Raw genomic sequence first — 22385 nt, 5'->3', positions numbered from 1 at the left:
GGGAGCAAAAAGCCGCCGTCGAACAGTATCTTCCTTTAACGGTGCCTCTTTGCTTGCACGTTTGCACGGCATGAACGTTTAATGAGCGTGCAAATATTGGAAGATCGTTGCTCGATTAATATTCTACAAAAAACATAGATTACTCCTCATCAAATTGTTGATGAGGATGAAATGCCCTACGCGCTCAGTTTTCTCGATAAAAGTCCCATTCATGACGGCGAAGCGGCTCAAACGGCACTGGCCCGCACGATAAAGCTTGCGCAGAAAGCAGAAACCGCAGGTTTTCATCGCTTCTGGGTGGCTGAACATCACAACTCACCAGAGCTCGCCAGTTCATCACCGGAAGTGTTGATCAGCTTTTTGCTGGCACATACCAAACATATCCGAATTGGTTCAGGCGGCGTTATGTTGCAGCATTACAGCACCTACAAGGTCGCAGAAAATTTCAATCTCCTGTCTTCACTGGCGCCCGGACGTGTCGATCTGGGTGTGGGCAAAGCCCCTGGGGGACTGCCGCTTTCAACCCGTGCCTTGCAGGGCGCCTATGCCCCTGATCGGAAACCATCCTTCAATGAGCAACTGATTGAGTTAGATAAATTTCTCGACCAAAGCCCGGAAAATACCGCCGACCGGAACGGCCTTGCCGCTTATCCGGTTCCGCCACAAAAACCTGAACGTTTCCTGCTGGGTGCGAGCGTCGAAAGTGCTGAGCTTGCCGCACGTCTCAACTGGAACTTCGTCTATGCGGCTCATATTCAGGGTGACCCGACAGCCATAAAGGAAGCCGTTGACGCCTATCAGGCAATCACAAACCGTCCTGCCATTTTAGCTGTCGGCGTAATCGTTGCGGAAAGCGATGCCGAGGCAGAGAGGCTTGCAGTTGATATTCGGCGCTTCCGTGTTGCAGCCGAAGGTTTGCAGCCGGTCAACGTCGGCAGCCACGAACAAGCGCTCGAATATGTAAGGCAGGCAGGCGCCACGCAATACACGATTGAAGAACGCACGCCACGTGTAATCCGTGGCACGGCCGCCCATGTTCACACTGAGCTTCAACGCCTGCACCGTGAGTTTGGCATCGCTGAGTTTGTCATCGACTGCCCGGTTTCCGAAGGAAGCCATCGGCTCAAAACGATCGAACTTCTCGCCGAAGCGCGCCCGGCCATAGCGGCATAACTCTGCCACTTTCCCGACACCGGATGATGGTTACACATCGGTTGACGCTATGGGAGAATAGGCAGCGAGTTCACCAAAATCTGCTTGTTTGCTCATTCATTATCGGGCATGCCGTTCTGCTTGAGGTCGGCAAACTTGATAGCCATCGTTGGGTTACCGCGCGTGAGCCGCTTGACTGTCAGGTCCTCTGCCTTGTCGTTAGCAAGCCGCAAGTTGTTGGCCGACTTGTGAAGCGCTTCCTTCGTTTTCTCCAGATCCTTGATAGCTTCATCGATGCGTTTGACTGCTTCCTCAAAGCCATCTGAAGCCAGACGCCAGTTGCGCCCGAATGCGGCTTTAAAGTCATCAAGCTGGGATTCGAAGTTTGTTATGTCGACATTTTGCGCCTTCACCAGTGCCAGCTCATTCTTGTAGTGGAGCGAGTTCATCGCCGCATTGCGCAGCAGCGTGATGATCGGGATGAAAAACTGCGGTCGGACGACGTACATTTTCGGATAGCGGTGGGATACGTCAATGATCCCGGTGTTGTAGAGCTCATTCTCGGGCTCAAGCAACGAGACCAGAACGGCATATTCACAGCCTTTCGCGCTCCGGTCCTTGTCTAATTCTTTGAGAAAGTCTTCGTTCTTCTTCTTGGTAGCCGTCTCGTCATTTTCGTTCTTCATCTCGAACATGATCGAGACGATTTCAGAACCTGCATCGTCCATGTCGCGGAAGATGAAGTCGCCCTTGCTACCGTTGCGCGCGTCGTTATCCTTCTCAAAATACGCACGGGGGAAAGCCGTCGCACGAATGCGGTCAAACTCGATTGAGCAGTGCTGTTCCAGCGTCTCGCCGATCATTTTTGTCGATAGTTTCGCTTTCATATCCCTCAGACGCTCGATTGCATCGTTGCGATCCTTCAGCTGCGTTTCGTACTTGTCCCTGAGTGCAGTTTCAGCAAGCTGTTTTTCGAGCGTGATCCGAGCAAGCCCATTCTTCAGTTCGTCACGCTCTTTCTCAACCGTATTGACGGCTTCGGTGACCGCGAGCTTCTGCGAAAGCTCCCCTGCATCGAGCTTGGCCTTCAGGCTCTGGATCTCCGCGTCTTTAGTGGTGGCTGCTTTCTGTAGTTCGGCAATAAGCTTCGCCTCGGCCAGTTTTGATGCAGCCTCCTGCTCCCGTCTTGCTTTCTCAAGCTCATGCAAAAGAGTATCGCGTTGTTTTTCGACAGCACTCAGCGCCTCAGCAACTGCGAGTTTCTGCGCGACTTCACCGGATTCAAGTCTTGCCCTCAGTTCCTGGATTTCAGAATCCTTGGCTGCGGCAGTCTTCTGCAATTCATTGGCAACTTTAGCCTGTGCAAGCTCAACAGCGTTACGCTTGTCCTGATCAGCCAACTCCAAGCGCTCATGCAGCTGCTTCTCGAAATCACTGTCACGCACCTGCTTCAGGATATCGGCATAGCCCGTCTCATCGATCTTGAATGCCTTGTTGCAATGCGGGCAGATGATTTCATGCATGATTATTTCCATTAGCCTTGGCCAGACGCTCTTGGAGAAACTCCTGGAGCTGCTATTGATCCGTCATCTTGTGAACGATCACTGTCTACGCGGTCAAGGTCATTTACGGTTGCTTAACCAGGCCTGCGGTCTAGCGAACCGAAGAACCCGGCTGAAATCAGCCACGCTACAACATGAAGCAGTGCTCGCCGACTGACAGCACAGATGACCGATTGATGGTCAAACGGCTGTACCAACGAATGGATAGCGCATCCGGCTTGCTTGTAATTTTAGCTATCGGCTTTAAACCAATAAATACGTCGTGGCCTGCGGGTCGAAGCCAACAATACGCTTACCTTCGTTGAAGGCAGTCAGCAGCTGTTCGCGAAGCGACAACCTTGCATTCATTGCCGCCGCCGGATCAACTGCAAGCAGGTGATCGATATCGCCCGGTATTTTCACGCGTCGAGCATCTGCGGGAAACTCAAGTTTCTGGCCTCGAGATCGAGCTTCTACACGCAGATCGTCCAATTGCCAGTCAGCCACGATCCGGTCCGAAGGCAACCCAGAATTGATGCCGACCATAGGGCCGTAATAGTCGATATGATAAGTGGACGATGTGGCCCCGAGGCTCGCAATGTTCAGACTGGCATTGACCGCCCGGATCGGATCATAGGTCCAGCGCACATGCGTAATGCCTCTCGCAAGGCACCAATCGCGCTGGAACCACTTCATCCGCGCGCCAAGTTTCAAGCCTCTTGCTTCCGGAAGAACCGCCAGACGGTGAGAATGCTGAACGCCCGGCGTTGCGCTTGGGAAACCAAAGATGAAGCCTATCATCTTCCCGCCATCGAACGCTCCGGCGACAAGGCCGCCTTCGTGCTGGATCGCAAGCAATAAGTCTGAGGCATCGACAGGATCGTCCTCTCCCCACACCAGCCGCTGCACGTTCTCCGAATCCTTCATCTCGTCGAGAGAGGCGAGCTCGCGGACCAATATTTCGCTCATGCGACGAAATCCTCGCGATGGCTGGTGACCGTATCGAGAAATGCATAATCCAAGGTCACACCGATACCCGGACCGTTCTTGGGAACGGCCATTCGTCCATTTTCGGCTTCCAGCGGCTCGTTGACAATATCGCGCGGGAAGTAGCGGCTGGCGGACGATGTGTCCCCCGGTTTGGTGAAATTTGGCAGTGTGGACAGGTGAATATTGTGCGCCCGACCAATGCCTGCTTCAAGCATCCCACCGCACCATACAGGCACATCAAAGGCTGCGCAGACATCGTGAATTGCGCGTGATGCACTATGTCCACCGACTCGACCCACCTTGATATTGATGACACGGCAAGCTCTTGCGACAAGCGCCTTGCGCGCATCCACCGAAGACCGGATGCTCTCATCCAGGCAGATGGCAGTCAGCAGCTTTTCCTGCACATGGACATGATCGGTAATATCATCGAAAGCCAGCGGCTGTTCGATGTAATCGAGTGCGAAAGCATCCATCGCTTTCAGAAGCGGCAAGTCGGAAAGCCGGTAGTCTGTATTGGCATCAACCGTCAGCTTGGCTTCCGGGAAGCACTCACGCACCGCCTGAATCATAGCGAGATCATGACCGCGCTTGATCTTCAGCTTAACGCGCTTGTAACCGGCATCGAGCGAGGCAGCGACCCGGTCAATCGTCGTTGGAATATCGGCAATGCCAAGGCTGACACCCACGTCGATAGCATCGCGAACGCCACCAAGCGCAACGCTCAATGGTAGGTTCAGTGCTTTTGCCCACAGGTCCCATATCGCCATCTCAACCATGGCCTTGCTCATTCTGTGTCCGCGCCATGGATCGAGAATGGCTGCAAGATCGGCGGGGCCGTTAAAGCGTTTGCCAACAATCTGGGACAACAGCACATCGCGCAGGAAAGAGAGCGAACCGGAGATGGTCTCCTCCAGATAATCCGGCAACGGATCCATCACACCTTCGGCATAACCTTCCAGGCCTTCAGCCCGCAAGGTGAGGATCGGAATGATCTTTTCAGTCATTGTTCCGGTGGAAATCACGAAAGGCACGAGCAGCGGCAAACGTATGACCCGTATTTCAGCCGCCTCGATTTTTAACCCGGCGAAGATTGGCGCTACGTGCATCGGACACTCCATCCGTGAGTACAAATGATCAATCTGGTCCAGGAGTTCCACGGTGACGAAACGTCATCCTAATTGTTCCCCTCGACCGAATTAAATTCCCTGTTCGCTGTCAAAAGTCCAATAGTTTCGTCAGCACTCTTACTGATGCTGATCCGACAGTGTGTCCAGGGGGAAAACCGGACGCCGCAGGCAAGCGTAGACCCGTCTCGACAGGTCCGGTGAGCTCAGACCACCAGCATCGGTAACAATGATCTGTGTTGCAATCGGGCCGAACGCCCCTTTGAAATGCTGCATTGATTTGACCGCCAGAACGGATTTTTCCTTCGGCTCGACGCCGACGATACGGAAAATGTTCTGATCAAGCATCTGCATGCGTTCCGACACGATCATAATATCGATCCCCTCCACACGCAGGCACACGGCTTTTCCGGTCGTTCCAGGCAAACCTGTAAACATCGGCCCTTCAAAGACGAAGGTACCGTCGCTGACCGACATGACACGGCCTGTCACAGTCAAAGGACCGCCACCAACAGATGGATCGGATTTGCCGCCAATCGTCACCGTAACAGTCTCGCCTATCGCCTTGGCTGCAATCTCTGCCACCGCTTCAGGGTCGAGAAGCGCGCCTGCGGCGGCATTGGTCACACCCGCCTGAAGCATCGCCGCAATGAGCGCAGTACAATCGCTATAGGCCCCCGAGCCGGGATTGTCGGAGAAATCAGCGACGACAATCGTGCCTTCAGCACCCCGGGCCTCCTTCAATTGCCGGATACATTCATCGAGAGGCATCGGCTGCGACCACTGATCCTTATAGGCCCAGATTTCGTCGCACATCTTGTCCGCGACATCGCTAGCGGTTTGTCGGCTAACGCATTTACGATCGAAGGTCACGATCACACTCGGCCCAGCCGCCCAGACATCAGCATCGGTAAATCCGGCATTGACCGCCACATTCAGGATTCCCGGTTGTTGCATCTCACGGCCTGCACTTTCGAGCAGGCGGCACATCGGACCGTTATCTGTCGTGCGACCATCATCACAACCGAGAAGCATTGGTGGGCGCCCAATGGCCAGCGCAGGTTCGATTTCCCCTTTCATCGCTTGATCCAGCAACGAACAGGCCTCAACTCCGACCTCACTCATATCGATATGAGGATAAGTCCGGAATGAAACGGCGATCTGCGCCAGATCAGCCAGTTCATCAAAAATATTCGCGTGAAGGTCTAGGGTGATGGCGATCGGAACATCGTATCCGACCACGGACCGGATCTCCCGCAGGAACTGGCTGTCGCCATCCTGATCGGTCTCCGTCACCATGGCACCATGCAGGGCAACAAATATACCGTTAAAAGGTCCGGCTTCCTTCAGCCGTCGCAAGCACTCGCCGGTGATTTCCTGACGCGCAGTTTCAAGCACCGGTCCGTTCGGCTCCGCATGGGCTGCGGTGATATAAACAGGCGTCCAGCCCTTTTCATCCGCGACCTTTATCGCGCCACCGACCTCAGAGCCGGTACCTCGGAAATTGGCTGGAATCTCATCGCCCTTGAAATAATGCGACGCCCGAAAATCGCTGATGCTCGTGCGATTTTGCGTGAAGGTATTACTTTCATTGATGAGTTCGATGATCGCAACACGATAGGACACGGATCGACCTTTCTTTTGTCGGCGAAGACCACTCTGTGTTGGTCGAAACGAAATGGCTGAGGCCTGACTATGCCACACGCAGTGAGCACCTGATCTGATGTGGTGTCTCAAATCAGGCACTCTGTATGTGAGGGTGGAGCGAACTACTTCGCGAAGATTTCGCTCGCGAATTTCGGCTTTTCCCTGATGTCGAAATCAAAGTACTTGGCACTGATCTTGTCGTAGCTACCGTCCTGGATGATCTCCGCAAGCGCCTTGTTGACGCGCGTGCGCAGTTCTTCGTCATCCTTGCGGAAGGCCATTCCGGCACCCAGAGTTCCATCTAGAAGGAATTCGTTGCCGACAAATTCGCAGCAATCCGCACCCTTCTTAATCCAGTCGCTGAGCGCGAATTTGGATTCCAGCAAGAGGTCAATGCGGCCGTTCTCGATATCCAGGAAGGCTTCTTCCAGTGTCGGATAGAGCTTCAACTCATTATCCGGGAAAAAGCGCTGCAAAGCATCAACTGCGATGGAGCCCGTCTGGGTGCCTATGACCTTGCCCTTGGCACTTTCAGGCGTCACATCCTTCAGGCCAAGCTCCTTCAAAGCGACAAACCGCATGGTGTTGTAGTAATACGGATCGGAGAAGCTGACCTGCTGCATACGCGATTCAGTAATAGCCATCGAAGAAGCCATGATGTCGAACTTCTTTGACTGAAGCGCCGGAATAATTCCGCTCCACTCGTTGGCGCTCCATACGCAATCAGCTTTCAGTTTTTCACAGATCGCATTGCCGACGTCGATATCAAAGCCTTTGAGCTGCCCGCTAGGGTCCAGATAATTGAAGGGCGCATAGGCACCTTCGGCTCCCATGCGGATTTCCTCAGCATGGGCTGGAAGGGCACCGCATACAGCGACAAGAGCGGCAATAATTCCCATTTTAGCTTGCTTAAGCACGTTTCGTTCTCCTGTTATATGCCCTTACCGGGTTCGTCGCCTGCGCGCGCCGTCATCCATGATCAGGAACAGCAGAGCCCAAACACCCAGGGGCGTTTTTTTGTTTATTGACGCTTATGCTTGTGCCGAGGGTCGATCAATGCAAAAGATCTATTCAATGGTATTAGAAAAATTCATAATGTTATGACGTCAAGGGCGAAGCGGCGAAAACTCCCAAGCTTGAGAGCCTTAAGGGCTTTTGAAGCCGTTTCGCATTGTCAAAGCTTCACTGCCGCCGCAGAAGAGCTTGCAGTCAGTCAGGGTGCTGTGAGCCATCAAGTCAAGCTTCTGGAACAGGCTTTGGGTTGTCAGTTGCTTATTCGCGGCTCGCGCGGTGTATCCGTTACCGCAGAAGGTGCGCTGCTGCTGGAGGTTTGCGCTCGGGCATTTGATGAAATCGGCGCGGTTACGACGCTGATCGGACAGGACAACAAGACCCAAATTCTCAGGGTTCGCGCCGGTCCTTTTTTCGCAATGGAAGTGATCGCAAGCAGGATTGCTGGCTTCTTGAAGCAAAATCCAGGCATCCAGCTTCACCTGAATAATCTCGATATAGATTCCATCGCTCAGGATAGAGAAGACGCACAGATAAAGTATTGTCTGCATCCGCCTGCAGGCATGTACAACATCGAACTTCTAAAAGAAAAACTGGTGCCTGTCTGCAGCCCCTCACTTCTGGCCAATGTGACAAATCCAGAAGATCTTCTCGTGAACCCTGACATTCCTCGCTTGCATTATCGGGACGTAAACGACTGGAAAAGATGGATATCCCACCACGGATTTGATGATCTAACCGCCAATTCAAACCTCTTTTTTGACGACCAACACACATTGTTGGCGGCTGCTCGTTCCGGACAGGGCATTGGTTTTTCTCATCGGCCTCTGGTCGAAAACGACGTGCAGCGCAGAAGCCTTTGCATCGTGTCCGAGCGATATTTCGAGCCCAAAGAATCCTACAAATTTATATGCAGCCACGAAAACATTGCCTCCAACCCGGCGTTGCAGCTCTTCCGCGACTGGCTTGTCAAAGAGGTTTCGACCATCAGTTAGGTTCAGACAATTATTCCAGATGGAGGAGGTAGCGGATTCACGCTTGTCCAGCGGCAGTCGTTTACGATCTGCTGACGCAGATATGCATCCCGAACCGCTGCTCGTTTGCAATTGCAAGGCTGCCGCCACTATGCGTGGCGGCCGTTTGGTCATGCTCAGAGGTTTTCCTTGTAGAATGGAATCAGCTTCGCCAATGCCTTTCGAACCGGCTCCGGCTAATAATCAGAACCCGGCAATGCGCAACCAAGAAGGTCAACGCCATACCAAGTTCTGCCATCTTTTCCTTCAGATAGTGAAGGCCTGATCAGCTGATAAAGAGCCGGAAGACCAGAGTCTTGGTCATGGGCAGAACTTTATCAGCCACTCCTTGGTCTTCTTATGTGTTTGCCGAAACGAAAGCCGACATGCTGGTGATCAGCAGCATACCGACAGTTGCGCCTGCATCCTGAAGACCGATGGTCTTTTCCTGAAAAGCTGCGGCCTTGCCGTGCTGGGCAACCATCGTTTTGGTTGCTTCAAGCGCATCTTCTGCAGCTTTGGCTGCGGCTGCAAGCGCATCAGTAAGTGAGGCACCCGCTGATGCTTGTGCTTCAAGCGTTACGGCGATTGGATCAAGCACATCGAGAAGTGTCTTGTCGCCAACCTTTGCCTTGCCGCGCTCGGCGATACCATCGCTATAGGCACGCCAGAAGGCGGCAATCTCTGCAGTGCCCAACTCGTCGATACCATCGCAGGCCTTGCTTGCACGCAGGAAGCCCGTTGCGGTCAGCGTACCCATGGTCGATGGCGCAACGCGCGCCATGGTGGCGCCAGCTGTGCGCAGAAGCTTCGCGATGCCTGCAGCTTCACCTTCCACATGGACAGCCTCTGCCGCTGCTGCAAAGGCCTTGCTCATGGTGATGCCGAGATCGCTGTCGCCAACCTTACCGTCCAGCGCGATAAGGAATTCGCGCTGTTCTGCAAAAAGCTGCTTCCAGCTGTCGAAGAGATTGATCAGATCAGATGCTGTAATGACGTTCATGACTGCACCTCAACCCGCAAAATGCTTGAAGAATGGGGTGTTGGCGGAAGCGGCAACCAGCGGTTCCAATTCGTCATCGAGATGCAACACGGAAACTGACGCGCCAGCCATTTCCATGGAAGTGGCAAACTCGCCGATCCAGACATGCTTGACCTTGACGCCACGCTCATCAAACAGCTGGGAAACCCGGCGGAACATGATGTAAAGCTCTTCAAGCGGCGTGCCGCCAAGACCATTGACCAGCACGGCTACTTCATCGCCCTTGGCATAGGCCTGCTCGGCGAAAATACGTTCCATCAGTTCGTCGATGACGGCGTCGGCACTGGCAAGCTTCTTGCGGCTGATGCCAGGTTCGCCATGGATGCCCATGCCGATTTCCATTTCATCTTCTCCGATGGAGAAGGTTGCGTGACCGATTTCCGGTACAACGCAGCTGGAGAGAGCAACGCCCATGGTGCGGGTGCGCAGACGTGCCTTATCGGCAAGACGCGTCACTTCATCAAGCGACAGGCCGTTGGCTGCAGCTGCACCGGCTGCCTTGTAGACAAAGAAGATGCCGGCGACGCCGCGACGCTTGTGTTCTTCACCGACAACCGAGGACGCCACATCATCATTGCCGACAACCTGTTTGACGGTAATACCATCAAGATCGGCAAGTTCTGCAGCCATATCGAAATTGATGATGTCGCCGCTGTAGTTGCCGTAGATGTAGAGAACGCCTGCGCCCTGATCGATAGCCTTGGTGACCTGATACATTTGCTCTGAGCTTGGCGATTGGAAGACGCCGCCGACAGCCGCGCCATCGATCATGCCTTCGCCGATATAGCCCAGGAACAGCGGCAGGTGGCCGGAGCCGCCGCCTGTTGCAATGCCGACCTTGCCGGATTTGGTATTGGCTGTGACCATGCAACGCTTGTCGTTGTCGACAAAGGTAAGCTCGGGATGCGCCCGATAGATGCCTTCGAGCATCTCATCCACGAAATTGACGGGATCGTTCAGGAATTTCTTCATGATTTCCTCTTGAGAGTATCGGGTTATTTCTTGCGTTGGCGGGTGACGAAGAAGGCGGCAGCCAGCAGGATGAAGCAGCCGACGACGAGACGCTGCCATGTGCTGGGGATGCCGACGAGCACCAGAACACTGTTGATGACGGTGATGAGCAGCACACCGAGAAGGGTGCCGAAGACGGTGCCGGTGCCGCCGGTGATGCGTGCACCACCGAGAACCACAGCGGCGATAACGGCAATTTCGGTTCCGACAAAATCGAAAGGGCTCGACTGGCGATTGGCGCAGACATGGATGATGCCTGCAAGTCCGGCCAGACCACCTGCATAGCCGAACAGGAAGATATGGATGGTGCGTAGATTATAGCCGAGGCGGCTTGCGATCTGGCTGTTACCACCCATCGCAAAAATCGCGCGGCCCATCAAAGTGCGGTTCAATATCCACCAGGTCAGGATTGCGGCCGCAGGCAGCACCAGAAAGTAGAATGGCATGGTGATGGTGGCACCGGTCGCCGATTCAAACTGGAACAGCGGCAGGCGACCGAAAGCCCCCATTGTCGGCGGCAGGGACATGATCCAGACCGTGCCGACAAAGGCCAGCAAGAAGCCACGGAAAAGATACTGCGTGCCGATGGTGACGATCAGTGACGGTACATTGAGGTAATGCACCAGAAGACCATTGAGGACGCCGAGGAAAATACCGCCAGCAATCGCCATCAGAATGATGAAGATGATCGGCAGTTCCGGCATATAGGCCTGCACCAGAAGCGTCAGCGAATAGACTGTCGTGGCAGCAATTGCCGTGAAGGAAACATCAATGCCGCCAGCGGCGAGAATGATGAAGACGCCAAGCGCAAACAGGCCCATCACCACACTGGCACGGCCAATATCGATCAGCGTAGAGGCTTGCAGGAATGCCGGATTGATGATCGAGACAATCGTGCAGATTGCCACGAGCAGGAAAAAAGTGATCGATTCCGGGCGCCTGCGAATGAAGTCACCCAGTTTGAAGGATTGGGCTCGACCTAGATCCTGTTGATACTGCGACGCACTCATTAGGCAACTTCCTTCTGCGACGACATCATGGCTTGATAGAGCTGATCTTCATTGGCCTGTGCAGCATCCAGTTCGGCAACGATGCTGCCTGAGTTCATGACGAGAATGCGGTCTGCATTCTGCAGAAGCTCCGGCAGATCATCGCTGACGATGATGAGGCCCATGCCAGCTTCGGCCAGCGCCTGAATTGCGCGGTAAATTGTGTCTTTCGATCCCACATCAACGCCGACTGTCGGGCCGTGCAGCACCAGAAGCTTCGGGCCAATGCTCAGCCAGCGACCGATCAAAACGCGCTGCTGATTGCCGCCTGAAAGCGCGCCAACCGGCAGGTCCAGATTGGTTGTATTAAGCCGCATCTCTTTCATCAGCGAGGCGGCGATGTTGCGGCCCTGTTTCTGATCGACGATGCCAAGGCTGTTGCAGAGCTTTCTGAAGATCAGAGCGATCTCGTTTTGAAAGATCGATTTATCGAGGAAAAGGCCTTCTGCAAGGCGGTCTTCCGGCACATAGCCAATGCCATGCTCGATGGCTTCCGCCGGGCTTTTAACTTCGGTCTTCTGACCTTCGAGGCGGATTGAACCTCTATCAGCAGGTACAACGCCGGTGATTGCCATGGCCAGCTCGTTGCGTCCGGAATCTGCAAGGCCGGTAATGCCGAGGATTTCACCCTTACGAAGGGTAAAGCCAATGTCCTTGAAGCCCGATGCGGTAAGGCCGTCGAGTTTAAGCAGTTCGGCATCGCCGGGCTGTGCCGTGCGATAACGTTCGGCGTCGATTTCCCGGCCGATCATCAACTCGGACAGCTGCTTCTTGGTGTAGTTTTCGATTGGGCCTTGCGCCACGCACTGGCCATCGCGGAAGACAACCGCATTGCCGCCGATGCGATAGCATTCATCTAGCTTGTGGGTGACGAACAGCACCGCGACACGCTCAGCGCGCAGGCGTTCAACGACTTCAATCAGATTGTCCACTTCGCGACGGGTCAGCGATGTGGTCGGCTCATCCATAATGACGAGCTTGGCGCGGGTTGCGATTGCGCGCGAGATGGCAACCAGCTGGCGCATGGCAAGCGGCAGCTCGGAAACGATTGTATTCAGAAAGGCTTTGTCGGTTGGCAGGCCAACCGTGCTCAATGCCCGTTCTGCAGTCTCGCGGAGCTGCGAAAGCTTGACGCTGCGGAACAGTCGGCCATTGCCTTCAACGAGCTGCTCATTCAGCGCTACGTTTTCAGCGACGGTCAGATTGGGAATAAGCGACAGATCCTGATAGACGGTCTCGATACCGGCTGCCAGCGACTGGATCGGGTTCAGCGAAGTATAGGTTTTGCCATCGAGAATGATCTCGCCTTCGCTGGGTGCATGTGCGCCGGACATGATCTTGATGACCGTGCTCTTGCCGCAGCCATTTTCACCCAACAGGTGATAGGCCTGGCCAAGATCGATTGTCAGATCAATGCCGCGCAGCGCGTGAACGCCGCCAAACCGCTTATGGATGTTGCGCAGTTCGAGAAAACGATCCGGAGACCGGTCGCTGCTCGTCCCATTCTTCGTCGTAGTTGACACGTTAAATTCCTTTGTCGCCGCACTGCTCGCCAAAGCGATTGGGCTGGCTGTAGGACCGTTGGCTTTCGTTCGCCACGCGCTAATGTCTTGATTTTAGATAGTTTGTTTGGTTCAGGCGCCCGGATGCAACGGGGCATCCGGGCTTTTGACACCATCGCATGCGGCTGAACGATGTCCGCACACGATAGTCAGTCAGCCCGTGCGAAACGCCTAGAACAGGTGTTCCTTGTAAGTCGCCTTGTCAGCAATAACCATGCCGTTGCCGATCACGAGCAGGCCTTCACCGGCACCCTTTTTGACGCTGACCTTGTTATAGCCTTCAACGCCGAGGTCGGTGCCTTCCTTGACTTCCTTCTTTTCGAGCAGAAGCTTGGCAACCGCATTCATCGCCATACCGGCCTTCTGCGGATCCCAGAAGCCGATTGCCGTGATGGCGCCGGATTCAAGAAGATCTGCCGACGGGTTCGGAAGGCCGGTGCCAACCAGGCAAACCTTGCCGCTCAGGCCAGCTTCGTCGATCGCACGGCCAACGCCGAGAACGTCGTTACCGGCAGAGGTCTGGAAGCCCTTCAGGTCAGGATGCTTGCGCAGGATTTCCTTGGCCTTTTCATAGGTGCCGTTGGCATCGTCGAAGGATTCGTTGTTCGGATCGACGAGCTGCATGTCAGGATACTTCTTGGCGTTTTCTTCGCCCGAACCAACCCACTGCATGTGCGTGCGGCTGCCGAGCGAGCCAACAAAGGTGGTCCACTTGCCACTCTTGCCCATGCATTCTGCGAGACGTTCATTGAGGGCCGTGCCGTAATCGGCATTATCGAAAGCTTCGACGTCGGCCATGGTGTTGACCTGGTTGTCGGCTTCATGCGTCACAACAATGATGCCGCGTTCCATGGCGCGCTTGAAGGTACCTTCGAGAACAGCCGGATCCATTGGGACGACTGCAAGCGCGTTAACGCCCTTGGCAACGAGATCCTGCACGATCTGAAGCTGCTGTGCTGCGTCTGCCGTTGCCGGTCCGCTCTGTGTTGCAACCACGTCCGGGTTGGCCTTCTGATAGGCTTCAACACCGGTGTTCATGCGGTCGAACCAAGGAATACCGCTGATCTTGACGACAGTTGCGATAACCGGCTTTTCCTGTGCGACGAGCGTGCCCGCGCTGCCCGCGACGATCGCTGCACCAATGATGGTTCCGGTGAGCAGTTTTTTCGTTGTTGCTTTCATCATTTCCTCCACACTTACCATCCCCCAAAGTCTATGTTCGGGTGCCTGAGGGTTGAGCACCGATGTTTCCCTTTTGGCGATTGCCGAGGGTAAAGAATCCCGCGATGTCGTATTTGCCGATTGCAAGGAAGGCGAGCAGCAGCAGGCCCCAGGCGAAGTCGCGGACGAAGTTGGAAAGGCCGCCGAAGTTGAGCAGGCTGGACATAAGCTGCAAAGCAATAGCGCTCAGCACCACGCAGATGACACGGCCATAACCACCTTCAGGCTTCACGCCCGCCATGACGGCGATGAGAATGGCGACCAGCAGATACGAGCTGCCATAGTCGAACTTCACGTTGACGTTGCGTGCTGCAATGATGATGCCTGCAATCGCTGCCAGAAATCCGCTCGTTGCATAGGTCGCAATCAGCACGCCATTGCGCGGGAAACCAGCGAAGACAGCGGCTTTCGGATTGGTGCCCATCAGCATCAGCCAGTAGCCGTATGGGGTAAAGCGCACGACCGCTGCGATCAGCAGGGCAACCGCTATGAAAATCAGGAAGCTGATTGGCACGGCGAGGAACATGTCATTGCCGATGCGCGACAGAAGATCGGGGCTGCCGACCATGACAGCGCGACCGCCAGAGACAACAACGGCAAGACCCGTAAACGCCATCTGCGTGCCAAGCGTGCAGAGGATTGGCGTGATGTTGAAGCGCGCAATCAGCATTCCATTGACGATGCCGCCCGCAAGACCGATCACCAGTGCCAGTCCAATGAAGGCAAGGCTGAAGCCAAGCTGGTTTTCGGCGCTTGAGATGAACATCGAAACGATGACGGCTGAAAGCACACCAGAAAGGTTGGCCAGCGCAATACCCGAAAGATCGATCCCGCCATTGCCAGCGCACATAGCCAGCATGACGCCGATTGCCAGAAGCCCGATTTCAGGCACCTGACCTGCCATGGACTGCAGATTGAACAGGGATAGGAAAGATCCTCCCGAAATATACGCGCCAAGCGCGAGCAATCCGAGATTGATGACAACAAGCATAGCAAGCTGATTGCTTGTCTTCTGCATGGTCTCCTCCTACCACGTTTAGTAAACAAAACTGTTATTCACTAAATAAATGACGAGATGGCATACAGCTGTCAAGCGCAATATCGGCAAATTTCCGTTGCCTGTGGATCGATTTTACCCTAATCGGTTTAATTATCGCTCATATTGTTTACTAAACATATGATTCATATCAGGATGCAAAATCGAACGTTTGCCGTTGAAAAGATGGGGCCTGTTAATTCTTGATCTGAGACCAAAACCGGCAACATATTGAATCTGGTGCCAATTGCGGATTTGAAGTTCCCGAGAGCAGATGCCATACAAATGGCAGATATTCTCGTTCCCGGAGCCTATGTCCTTAACCGAATTCCTATAATCGTGCGGAGCATATGAAAAAGAAAAAGTCTTTTACGATCAGAGACATCGCAGAGACTGCCGGCGTTTCTCCGGCTACGGTTTCGCTTGTGCTCAACGGTAAGGGCGAAATTTCGGGCGAAACGCGTGCACGTGTCCTCGAAGCCGTTTCCAGACTGAACTATGTTCCACGCGCGTCAAAAACTGCGCCAAGCACCGGGGAGACGATCCGCTTTCTCAAGATTGCCAAGCATGGCGAGACGGTCAACCGCGATCACAGTGTTTTTGTCTCGGATTATATTGACGGCATGTCCTCGGAAGCGACGCGCCGAAACTATACGCTGGAAGTGGTAAGTTTCGACGGGCAGCCGATAAGTGCAGTAGCGGAATCGCTTGCCGGTGCGCCAGTGCGCGGTGTGATCGCGCTTGGGACCGAGCTTTCGGCGGCAGATATCCACATGATACAGGGGCTCGGCCTGCCCACAGTCTTCATCGATACCTTTTATGAGGTCATTGAAGCCAATTTCGTCGACATGAACAATGAGGACGCCGTCTTCAAGGTTCTGTCGCGCTTCAAGCAGCTTGGTTTTTCGCGGATCGGTTTTGTCGCCAGTCATACGGAAACGACAAACTTCCGTCTTCGTCGCGATGCGTTTTTCAAGAATATGCAGCGTCTGGACCTGAAGGTTCAGGAGCGCGATATCCTTTCGGTTGAATCGACCTATGAAGGCGCCCATCGCGATACTTGCGCGATGCTGCATTCAGGACTCGATCTGGCCGAGTGCTATTTCTGCACGAACGATATCATCGCCTATGGCTTCATCCGCGCACTGAAGGGCAAGGGTCTTCGTATTCCTGACGATGTTTCGGTGATTGGCTTCGATAATCTGCCGCAAAGCGCCACCATGGAACCGGGTCTCACAACGGTTGACGTATCCAAACGGAAAATCGGAAATCTCGCAGTTACCGTTCTCGACGACCTGATCAATACAGCGGAACCGCAACCGCCGGTAAAGATACTGGTTGGGGCAAACCTGATCCTGCGGGCGAGTGAGACTGCACTTACCCCGAAAGCCGCCAGAAGCCGTGAATTTGGCTAGCGTAAGGAAATGTGCCCGATAGAGCTGGAAAATCATATTATGAAACCGGTGAGTAGCTGGTAAGCAATCCGGGTCCGACAGACCAACTTCAGAAAGACAAAAAATTGTCCAGAAACCCTCCTCGCAATCAGGCCGGTTTTGCAACACGTGCGATCCATGTCGGTCAGGAACCTGACCCTTTGACCGGAGCCGTGATCCCTCCGATCTATCATGCGACGACCTACGTGCAGGATGGCATAGGAGCGAGCAAGGGGTACGACTATACCCGCAGCGGCAATCCGACCAGAAACGGTCTTGAACGCTGTCTTGCCGATCTCGAGGGCGCGGCAGCAGCTTTCGTTTTCCCGAGCGGGCTTGCCGCGGCCGCAACATTGCTGGAGGCGCTTCCGGCCGGTTCGTCGATATTGGCCCATAACGATCTCTACGGTGGTGTCTACCGACTGCTGGCCGATGTCAGACCAGTCACCGCCGCGCACAATGTGAATTTCGTGGATTTTTCCGACGAAGTTGCACTGCGCCAGGCTGTCCTCGACCATAAGCCAGCTCTGCTTTGGTTTGAGACCCCGTCCAATCCAACGCTTCGCATTGTCGATCTGTCGCTGGTTGCTGAACTTGGCAAACAGGCCGGTGCAATTACGGTTTGTGACAGCACCTTCTCATCGCCGGCAGGCCAGCGTCCAATCGATCATGGAATTCATGTGGTTGTACATTCGGCAACGAAGATGCTGAACGGGCATTCGGATCTTTTGGGGGGCGTGGTCGCGGTTTCTGCAAACGCACCCGCCAAGCTTGCCGAACGGGTTGGTTATCTGCAGAACGCCCTCGGCTCGGTCATGTCACCGACAGATTGCGCTCTTCTGCACCGTTCGCTGAAAACCCTGGAAATCCGCAGCATAAGGCAATCGGAAACGGCACTGAAGCTGGCGACCAGTCTCGAAAAAAGAGCTGAAGAACTGGGACTGACCAAGGTTGTATATCCTGGCCTTGCCAGCCATCCGCAGCATAAACTGGCCGCTGAACAAATGATCAATTTCGGCTGCGTCATTTCTATCGAGGTTTCCGGGGACTTGACACGCGTCGAACGTATTCTGACTTCGACCCGTTATTTCCACTTTGCAGTCAGCCTCGGAAGCGTGGAAAGTCTCATTCAGCATCCATATTCCCTGACCCACGCGGTTGTGCCTGAAGACCAGAAAAACCACCTGGGAATTGGCGCTCAGCTCATTCGCATCTCGATCGGTCTGGAAGATCCGGAAGATCTGGAAACCGATCTGGTGCAGGCACTCTCAAGCAACCGGTGATCGGCCCCATCTTGAACTTTTGCAACTGAGCCACTGCGCCGGGTGGCTCACACGCTTTTCGATCGCAAGGAAAATTCCCACCTTCTTTGAGATACAACAAATCCGGTTTGTGACTGTCACTCTAGAATGGCTCGAATGATGATGCGGCTGTCATCATCATGCTTCGAAGCCTGACAGCCACGGAACAATCAGATGTCGGCAGAACCTGTCTCACTATCCCCCGTAATTGATGTTCGCACCATACCGCCCATTTCGCGACATGCGACGATCTTCTCGATGATCGATTCGCTTGAACCCGGCGAAGCGCTGGAAATCATCAATGATCACGATCCGGTGCCACTGCGCCACCAGCTTGAAACCCGCAATCCGGGTGCATTCTCGTGGGTCTACAAGGAAACCGGTCCATTATGGCGGGTCGAAATCGGTCGCCGAAAAGGCCATCATGGTGCTGACCATGAGTGCACCTGCGGCAATCACTGAAGTCTTGTAGGCACAACGTCCAGGACGAACTGAGATGATCGGCGCGACGCTTTCCCGTTGGACCCTATCCTACTTTACCGCTTCGCTGGCTTTCCTTGTCTTTGGACTTGCCTTGATGGCAGGCGGTTTCGGCTTTCCGGGTCATGGAATTCGCGCTGCGGAAACACTGATAGTTGTGCACGCCATCGCTATTGGATGGCTTGCACTACTCATGAGCGGCGCACTCCTGCAATTTGTGCCGGTTCTCGTGAACAAATCCCTGTGGGGAAGCCGGGCAAGCCTCCCGGCTTTGCTTCTGCTCGTGACAGGCTTGTCCGGCCTGCTCATTGGTTTTGCGGGCATGGCTGGGCTGACGGAGAGCCCGGCATGGTTGCTTCCGGTCTCTGGCATCCTGTTGACCTGCGGATTTTCCACCATTTTCGCCATACTGGGCATGACGCTCTGGCTCGCTCGCCCAATCGCCTTGCCCGCGCGGTTTGTTGCGGCAGGCATCTGCTGCCTTATGACAACAGCTCTGCTTGGCAGTGTTTTCACCTTCGCGCTCTCCGGCTTTACGGAGCAAGCCGTTCTGCTCGATATTGCGGGAGCGGCATTGCCGGTTCACGCAGCGCTTGGTCTCGGTGGCTGGATGACTTTCACAGCTATGGGTGTAAGCTACAGACTACTGACAATGTTCATGTTGTCCCCTGATGCTGCGCGGCAAACAACCAGAATTATCTGGTGGGAAGGCGCTGCTGCCCTGACCATCCTCGCTGTCGGAATTGTCGTTGTCGCCTTGGAAAGGGGATCGGTCGAAATTGCCGTCACGGCGGCTCTCATTCCCGGAATCGCCTGCATTGCGCTCTATATCGTCGATATTCAGACGATCTACCGGCAGCGCAAGCGCAAGACGATAGAATTGAACAGTGCCGCCAGTATTCCAGCCTTCATCGCGCTAGGGCTCTCGCTTCTTCTGGCAATTGCCCTGTTCTGGACAGGCACTACCGATGCGATGATTGCAGCCCTCGTCTATCTGTTCGCCTTCGGTTGGCTGACCGGCCTCAGCCTTGCCCAGCTATACAAGATCGTGCCGTTCCTGACCTGGCTCGAATGTTATGGTCCTGTCATGGGCAGGGCACCGACGCCGCGTGTGCAGGATATGGTCAGCGAGCGCCGCGCACGTCAGTGGTTCTCTCTTTATTATACTGGCGTTGCCGTCGCGACGCTGGCTTTGATTGCCGAATATCCAACCGTGTTTCGTTTGGCCATTACGTTGAATCTCATGGCGATCCTTGCATTGATCGTGCACTTCTTCCGCGCCCGGCGGCTTCTCGATGTACCGCACGGCCTACGCCTGCCAAAAGGGGCAACCCTGCCACATCTCATCTATGCCGGTGAACCAATTCTCAGGAGATCGAAATGACACTCTCAGTTCAGGACATCACGCATCATGTGCTGGACGTGCGCCCTCTGATCAAGGGCGGCGTGGAACCGTTCAATGCCATCATGGAAGCAGTCGACAGTCTTTTGCCGGGACAAAGCCTCCTGCTGATCGCCCCGTTCAAACCGGCACCGCTTTTCAGTGTCATGGAGCGCAAAGGCTTTTCCGCAAAAGCGGAGCCGCTGGAGGATGGCGACTGGCAAGTCCTGTTCAGTCCGGCGATGGACGCCGCGCCTGAACTGCGGTTCTCGGACAATGTCGGTTCACCGGATGTCTGGCCTGAACCATCACGCTATCTCGATTGTTCGGACATGCAGCCGCCGGAACCAATGGTGCGCATTCTTGCGGAAGTGGAAGAGATGCCTGCAGGCGCGGTTCTGTTCGCCCTGCTGCACCGCGAACCTTTATTCCTCTTTCCCGAACTCGAAAACCGTGGTCACGAATGGGTCGGCAATTTCGATGAGACCGGCACCGCCTATCGTATAATGATCCGTGTTGGAGATGCGAGGTAGTCGTCATGCAACACACGGTACATGACCAGCTGGAGAGGCAGATCATCGAACATCTGCGTCTGGTGCTCGATCCCGAACTTGGGTTCAACCTCGTTGACCTTGGCATGATCTACAGTATCGACATTGGTGATGGCGGAACTGTCGATATCAGTATGACGACGACAACGCCCGGTTGCCCGGCTGCGGGTTATCTGACTGATGCCGTTCGTGCGAGCGCCGAATCTGTCGAAGGGGTTCATGCAGTCAATGTCGAACTGACCTACGAGCCGGAGTGGATTCCGGAGATGGCGATGCCTGAAGTACAAGCGCGATTTGGAGATTAATCTCCCGACGCATATCCGCATCATCGAAACCAGCGAACAGAGCCAATCTGTTCGCTGGTTTCACTTTTGGCCAAACCCCTTCGGCTGAGCCTTTGTTCCAGCGCAAATAAAGCGGGACAGACGTCAATCAGCCAGCTTAAGTCATTGATATTAAATATCTAATATTACCCAATTTTTGTATCACCTTGATCGCAGTCAAGGAACATCGAAGTGCCTCTTCCTATAGTTGGCATGACAGAGCAGGAAATGCTCGGTCCTATCGTAAAGGAGAGTATCGATGGCCGAACAGATGCAAATCAGTCGCCGCACCATATTGGCAGGAGCCGCCCTGGCTGGGGCGCTTGCGCCGGTTCTGGCAACCACATCCGCCTGGGGACAAGGCGCGGTGCGGAAGGCAACTGCGGCAGAAATAGCAGCACTTCCACGCCAGAAGGTGGAGCTTGTGGACCCTCCCTTCGTGCATGCCCATAGTCAGGTTGCAGAAGGCGGACCCAAGGTGGTCGAATTCACCATGGTGATCGAGGAAAAGAAGATCGTCATTGATGATGCGGGAACCGAAGTTCACGCCATGGCATTCAACGGCACCGTACCAGGACCGCTGATGGTCGTGCATCAGGACGATTATCTCGAACTGACACTTATCAACCCTGAAACCAACACTCTGATGCACAATATCGATTTCCATGCGGCAACCGGTGCATTGGGCGGCGGCGGGCTGACCGAAATCAATCCGGGAGAAAAGACCATCCTGCGCTTCAAGGCGACCAAGCCCGGCGTCTTCGTCTACCACTGCGCACCTCCCGGAATGGTTCCCTGGCATGTCGTATCGGGCATGAATGGTGCGATCATGGTGCTGCCGCGCGAGGGTCTGCATGACGGCAAAGGCAAAGCACTGACCTACGACAAGATTTATTATGTCGGCGAACAGGATTTCTATGTACCGCGCGACGAGAACGGCAAATACAAGAAATACGAGGCGCCCGGCGACGCTTATGAAGACACCGTCAAGGTCATGCGCACCCTCACTCCCACCCATGTGGTGTTCAACGGCGCTGTGGGCGCACTGACTGGCGACAAGGCCATGACGGCGGCGGTTGGCGAGAAAGTCCTGATCGTCCACTCGCAGGCCAACCGCGATACGAGACCACATCTGATCGGGGGGCATGGGGATTATGTCTGGGCGACCGGCAAGTTCAATACGCCGCCCGACGTCGATCAGGAAACCTGGTTCATTCCGGGTGGTGCCGCCGGAGCAGCCTTCTACACGTTCCAGCAGCCCGGCATCTACGCCTATGTGAACCACAATCTGATCGAGGCTTTTGAACTCGGCGCTGCCGCCCACTTCAAGGTCACGGGTGAATGGAACGACGATCTGATGACGTCGGTTCTCGCACCATCTGGCACGTAAAGCGAATGTATGAAGGCGCTTCGCCTCCCAGAGCGCCTTTGGCAAACCTGGAGCGGCTCCAGTCAAAACGGAATCGGAACCGCTCTCTCCCTCTGCACGCATTATCCACGCGAAACCGCTTCGC

20 protein-coding genes are annotated in these 22385 nt (G+C 54.7%); 9 read left to right on the top strand and 11 right to left on the bottom strand.

Translation table 11 applies throughout. From position 1 onward, the window contains the following. Positions 1-171: 171 nt before the first annotated feature. Positions 172-1173, top strand: coding sequence for an LLM class flavin-dependent oxidoreductase (locus tag LJ361_RS11680; RefSeq protein WP_264811570.1), 1002 nt, complete (start codon positions 172-174; stop codon positions 1171-1173). Between the two features lie 92 nt (positions 1174-1265). On the opposite strand, the gene LJ361_RS11675 is transcribed toward LJ361_RS11680, so the two are convergent. The 5 genes from LJ361_RS11675 to LJ361_RS11655 all read right to left on the bottom strand — a co-directional run bounded on the left by LJ361_RS11675 (position 1266) and on the right by LJ361_RS11655 (position 7374). After that, complete coding sequence (locus LJ361_RS11675; protein WP_264811569.1) at positions 1266-2675, bottom strand: DUF2130 domain-containing protein; 1410 nt, start codon at positions 2673-2675, stop codon at positions 1266-1268. A gap of 282 nt (positions 2676-2957) precedes the next feature. Beyond that, positions 2958-3662 carry a GNAT family N-acetyltransferase gene (locus LJ361_RS11670; RefSeq protein WP_029928784.1) on the bottom strand — a complete coding sequence of 235 codons (705 nt, stop codon included), beginning with the start codon at positions 3660-3662 and terminating at the stop codon, positions 2958-2960. Next, entirely contained in the window at positions 3659-4792 is a 1134-nt protein-coding gene (menC, locus tag LJ361_RS11665; RefSeq protein WP_264811568.1) for an o-succinylbenzoate synthase, read from the bottom strand. The genes LJ361_RS11670 and menC overlap by 4 nt, the downstream gene beginning before the upstream one ends. A gap of 138 nt (positions 4793-4930) precedes the next feature. Then, positions 4931-6436: a M81 family metallopeptidase gene (locus tag LJ361_RS11660; protein WP_029928779.1), complete on the bottom strand. Its 1506-nt coding sequence runs from the start codon at positions 6434-6436 to the stop codon at positions 4931-4933. Positions 6437-6579: 143 nt separating this feature from the next. Further along, positions 6580-7374, bottom strand: coding sequence for an ABC transporter substrate-binding protein (locus tag LJ361_RS11655; protein ID WP_264811567.1), 795 nt, complete (start codon positions 7372-7374; stop codon positions 6580-6582). A gap of 219 nt (positions 7375-7593) precedes the next feature. On the opposite strand from LJ361_RS11655, the gene LJ361_RS11650 reads away from it, so the two are divergent. Beyond that, positions 7594-8463: a LysR family transcriptional regulator gene (locus LJ361_RS11650; RefSeq protein WP_235823031.1), complete on the top strand. Its 870-nt coding sequence runs from the start codon at positions 7594-7596 to the stop codon at positions 8461-8463. A gap of 376 nt (positions 8464-8839) precedes the next feature. Here the strand turns inward: LJ361_RS11650 and LJ361_RS11645 are convergent, their stop codons facing one another. From LJ361_RS11645 to LJ361_RS11620, 6 genes are all read right to left on the bottom strand, one after another. Continuing rightward, positions 8840-9484, bottom strand: a complete 645-nt coding sequence (locus LJ361_RS11645) for a dihydroxyacetone kinase family protein (RefSeq protein ID WP_264811566.1) — start codon at positions 9482-9484, stop codon at positions 8840-8842. Between the two features lie 9 nt (positions 9485-9493). Beyond that, the gene (locus tag LJ361_RS11640; RefSeq protein WP_264811565.1) at positions 9494-10495 is read right to left on the bottom strand and encodes a dihydroxyacetone kinase subunit DhaK; all 1002 of its coding nucleotides are present in this window, start codon (positions 10493-10495) and stop codon (positions 9494-9496) included. A gap of 23 nt (positions 10496-10518) precedes the next feature. Beyond that, positions 10519-11544 carry an ABC transporter permease gene (locus LJ361_RS11635; protein WP_264811564.1) on the bottom strand — a complete coding sequence of 342 codons (1026 nt, stop codon included), beginning with the start codon at positions 11542-11544 and terminating at the stop codon, positions 10519-10521. Continuing rightward, the gene (locus tag LJ361_RS11630; RefSeq protein ID WP_264811561.1) at positions 11544-13106 is read right to left on the bottom strand and encodes a sugar ABC transporter ATP-binding protein; all 1563 of its coding nucleotides are present in this window, start codon (positions 13104-13106) and stop codon (positions 11544-11546) included. Before LJ361_RS11630 ends, LJ361_RS11635 begins: the two co-directional genes overlap by 1 nt. A gap of 210 nt (positions 13107-13316) precedes the next feature. Beyond that, positions 13317-14327, bottom strand: a complete 1011-nt coding sequence (locus tag LJ361_RS11625; protein ID WP_012093653.1) for a substrate-binding domain-containing protein — start codon at positions 14325-14327, stop codon at positions 13317-13319. A 31-nt stretch (positions 14328-14358) separates the two neighbouring features. Further along, positions 14359-15384, bottom strand: a complete 1026-nt coding sequence (locus LJ361_RS11620) for an ABC transporter permease (RefSeq protein ID WP_264811560.1) — start codon at positions 15382-15384, stop codon at positions 14359-14361. Positions 15385-15752: 368 nt separating this feature from the next. Here LJ361_RS11620 and LJ361_RS11615 point away from each other — a divergent pair, with 368 nt between their 5' ends. From LJ361_RS11615 to nirK, 7 genes are all read left to right on the top strand, one after another. After that, positions 15753-16817: a LacI family DNA-binding transcriptional regulator gene (locus LJ361_RS11615; RefSeq protein ID WP_012093655.1), complete on the top strand. Its 1065-nt coding sequence runs from the start codon at positions 15753-15755 to the stop codon at positions 16815-16817. 104 nt (positions 16818-16921) lie between these two features. Beyond that, positions 16922-18118: a trans-sulfuration enzyme family protein gene (locus LJ361_RS11610; protein ID WP_258124675.1), complete on the top strand. Its 1197-nt coding sequence runs from the start codon at positions 16922-16924 to the stop codon at positions 18116-18118. A 192-nt stretch (positions 18119-18310) separates the two neighbouring features. Continuing rightward, the gene (locus LJ361_RS11605) at positions 18311-18598 is read left to right on the top strand and encodes a DUF2249 domain-containing protein (protein WP_010660618.1); all 288 of its coding nucleotides are present in this window, start codon (positions 18311-18313) and stop codon (positions 18596-18598) included. Positions 18599-18632: 34 nt separating this feature from the next. Next, positions 18633-20000 (top strand): hypothetical protein, encoded by a 1368-nt coding sequence (locus tag LJ361_RS11600; RefSeq protein WP_036588197.1) that lies wholly within the window; start codon positions 18633-18635, stop codon positions 19998-20000. Further along, positions 19997-20530: a DUF2249 domain-containing protein gene (locus LJ361_RS11595; protein WP_036588195.1), complete on the top strand. Its 534-nt coding sequence runs from the start codon at positions 19997-19999 to the stop codon at positions 20528-20530. The genes LJ361_RS11600 and LJ361_RS11595 overlap by 4 nt, the downstream gene beginning before the upstream one ends. A 5-nt stretch (positions 20531-20535) precedes the next feature. Beyond that, positions 20536-20853 carry a metal-sulfur cluster assembly factor gene (locus LJ361_RS11590; RefSeq protein WP_010660615.1) on the top strand — a complete coding sequence of 106 codons (318 nt, stop codon included), beginning with the start codon at positions 20536-20538 and terminating at the stop codon, positions 20851-20853. A 277-nt stretch (positions 20854-21130) separates the two neighbouring features. After that, positions 21131-22261, top strand: coding sequence for a copper-containing nitrite reductase (nirK, locus tag LJ361_RS11585; RefSeq protein WP_010660614.1), 1131 nt, complete (start codon positions 21131-21133; stop codon positions 22259-22261). Positions 22262-22385 lie beyond the last annotated feature (124 nt).

Source organism: Brucella sp. JSBI001, assembly GCF_026014005.1.
Lineage (GTDB): Bacteria > Pseudomonadota > Alphaproteobacteria > Rhizobiales > Rhizobiaceae > Brucella > Brucella anthropi.
This window is presented reverse-complemented; position numbering and strand designations above follow the sequence as displayed.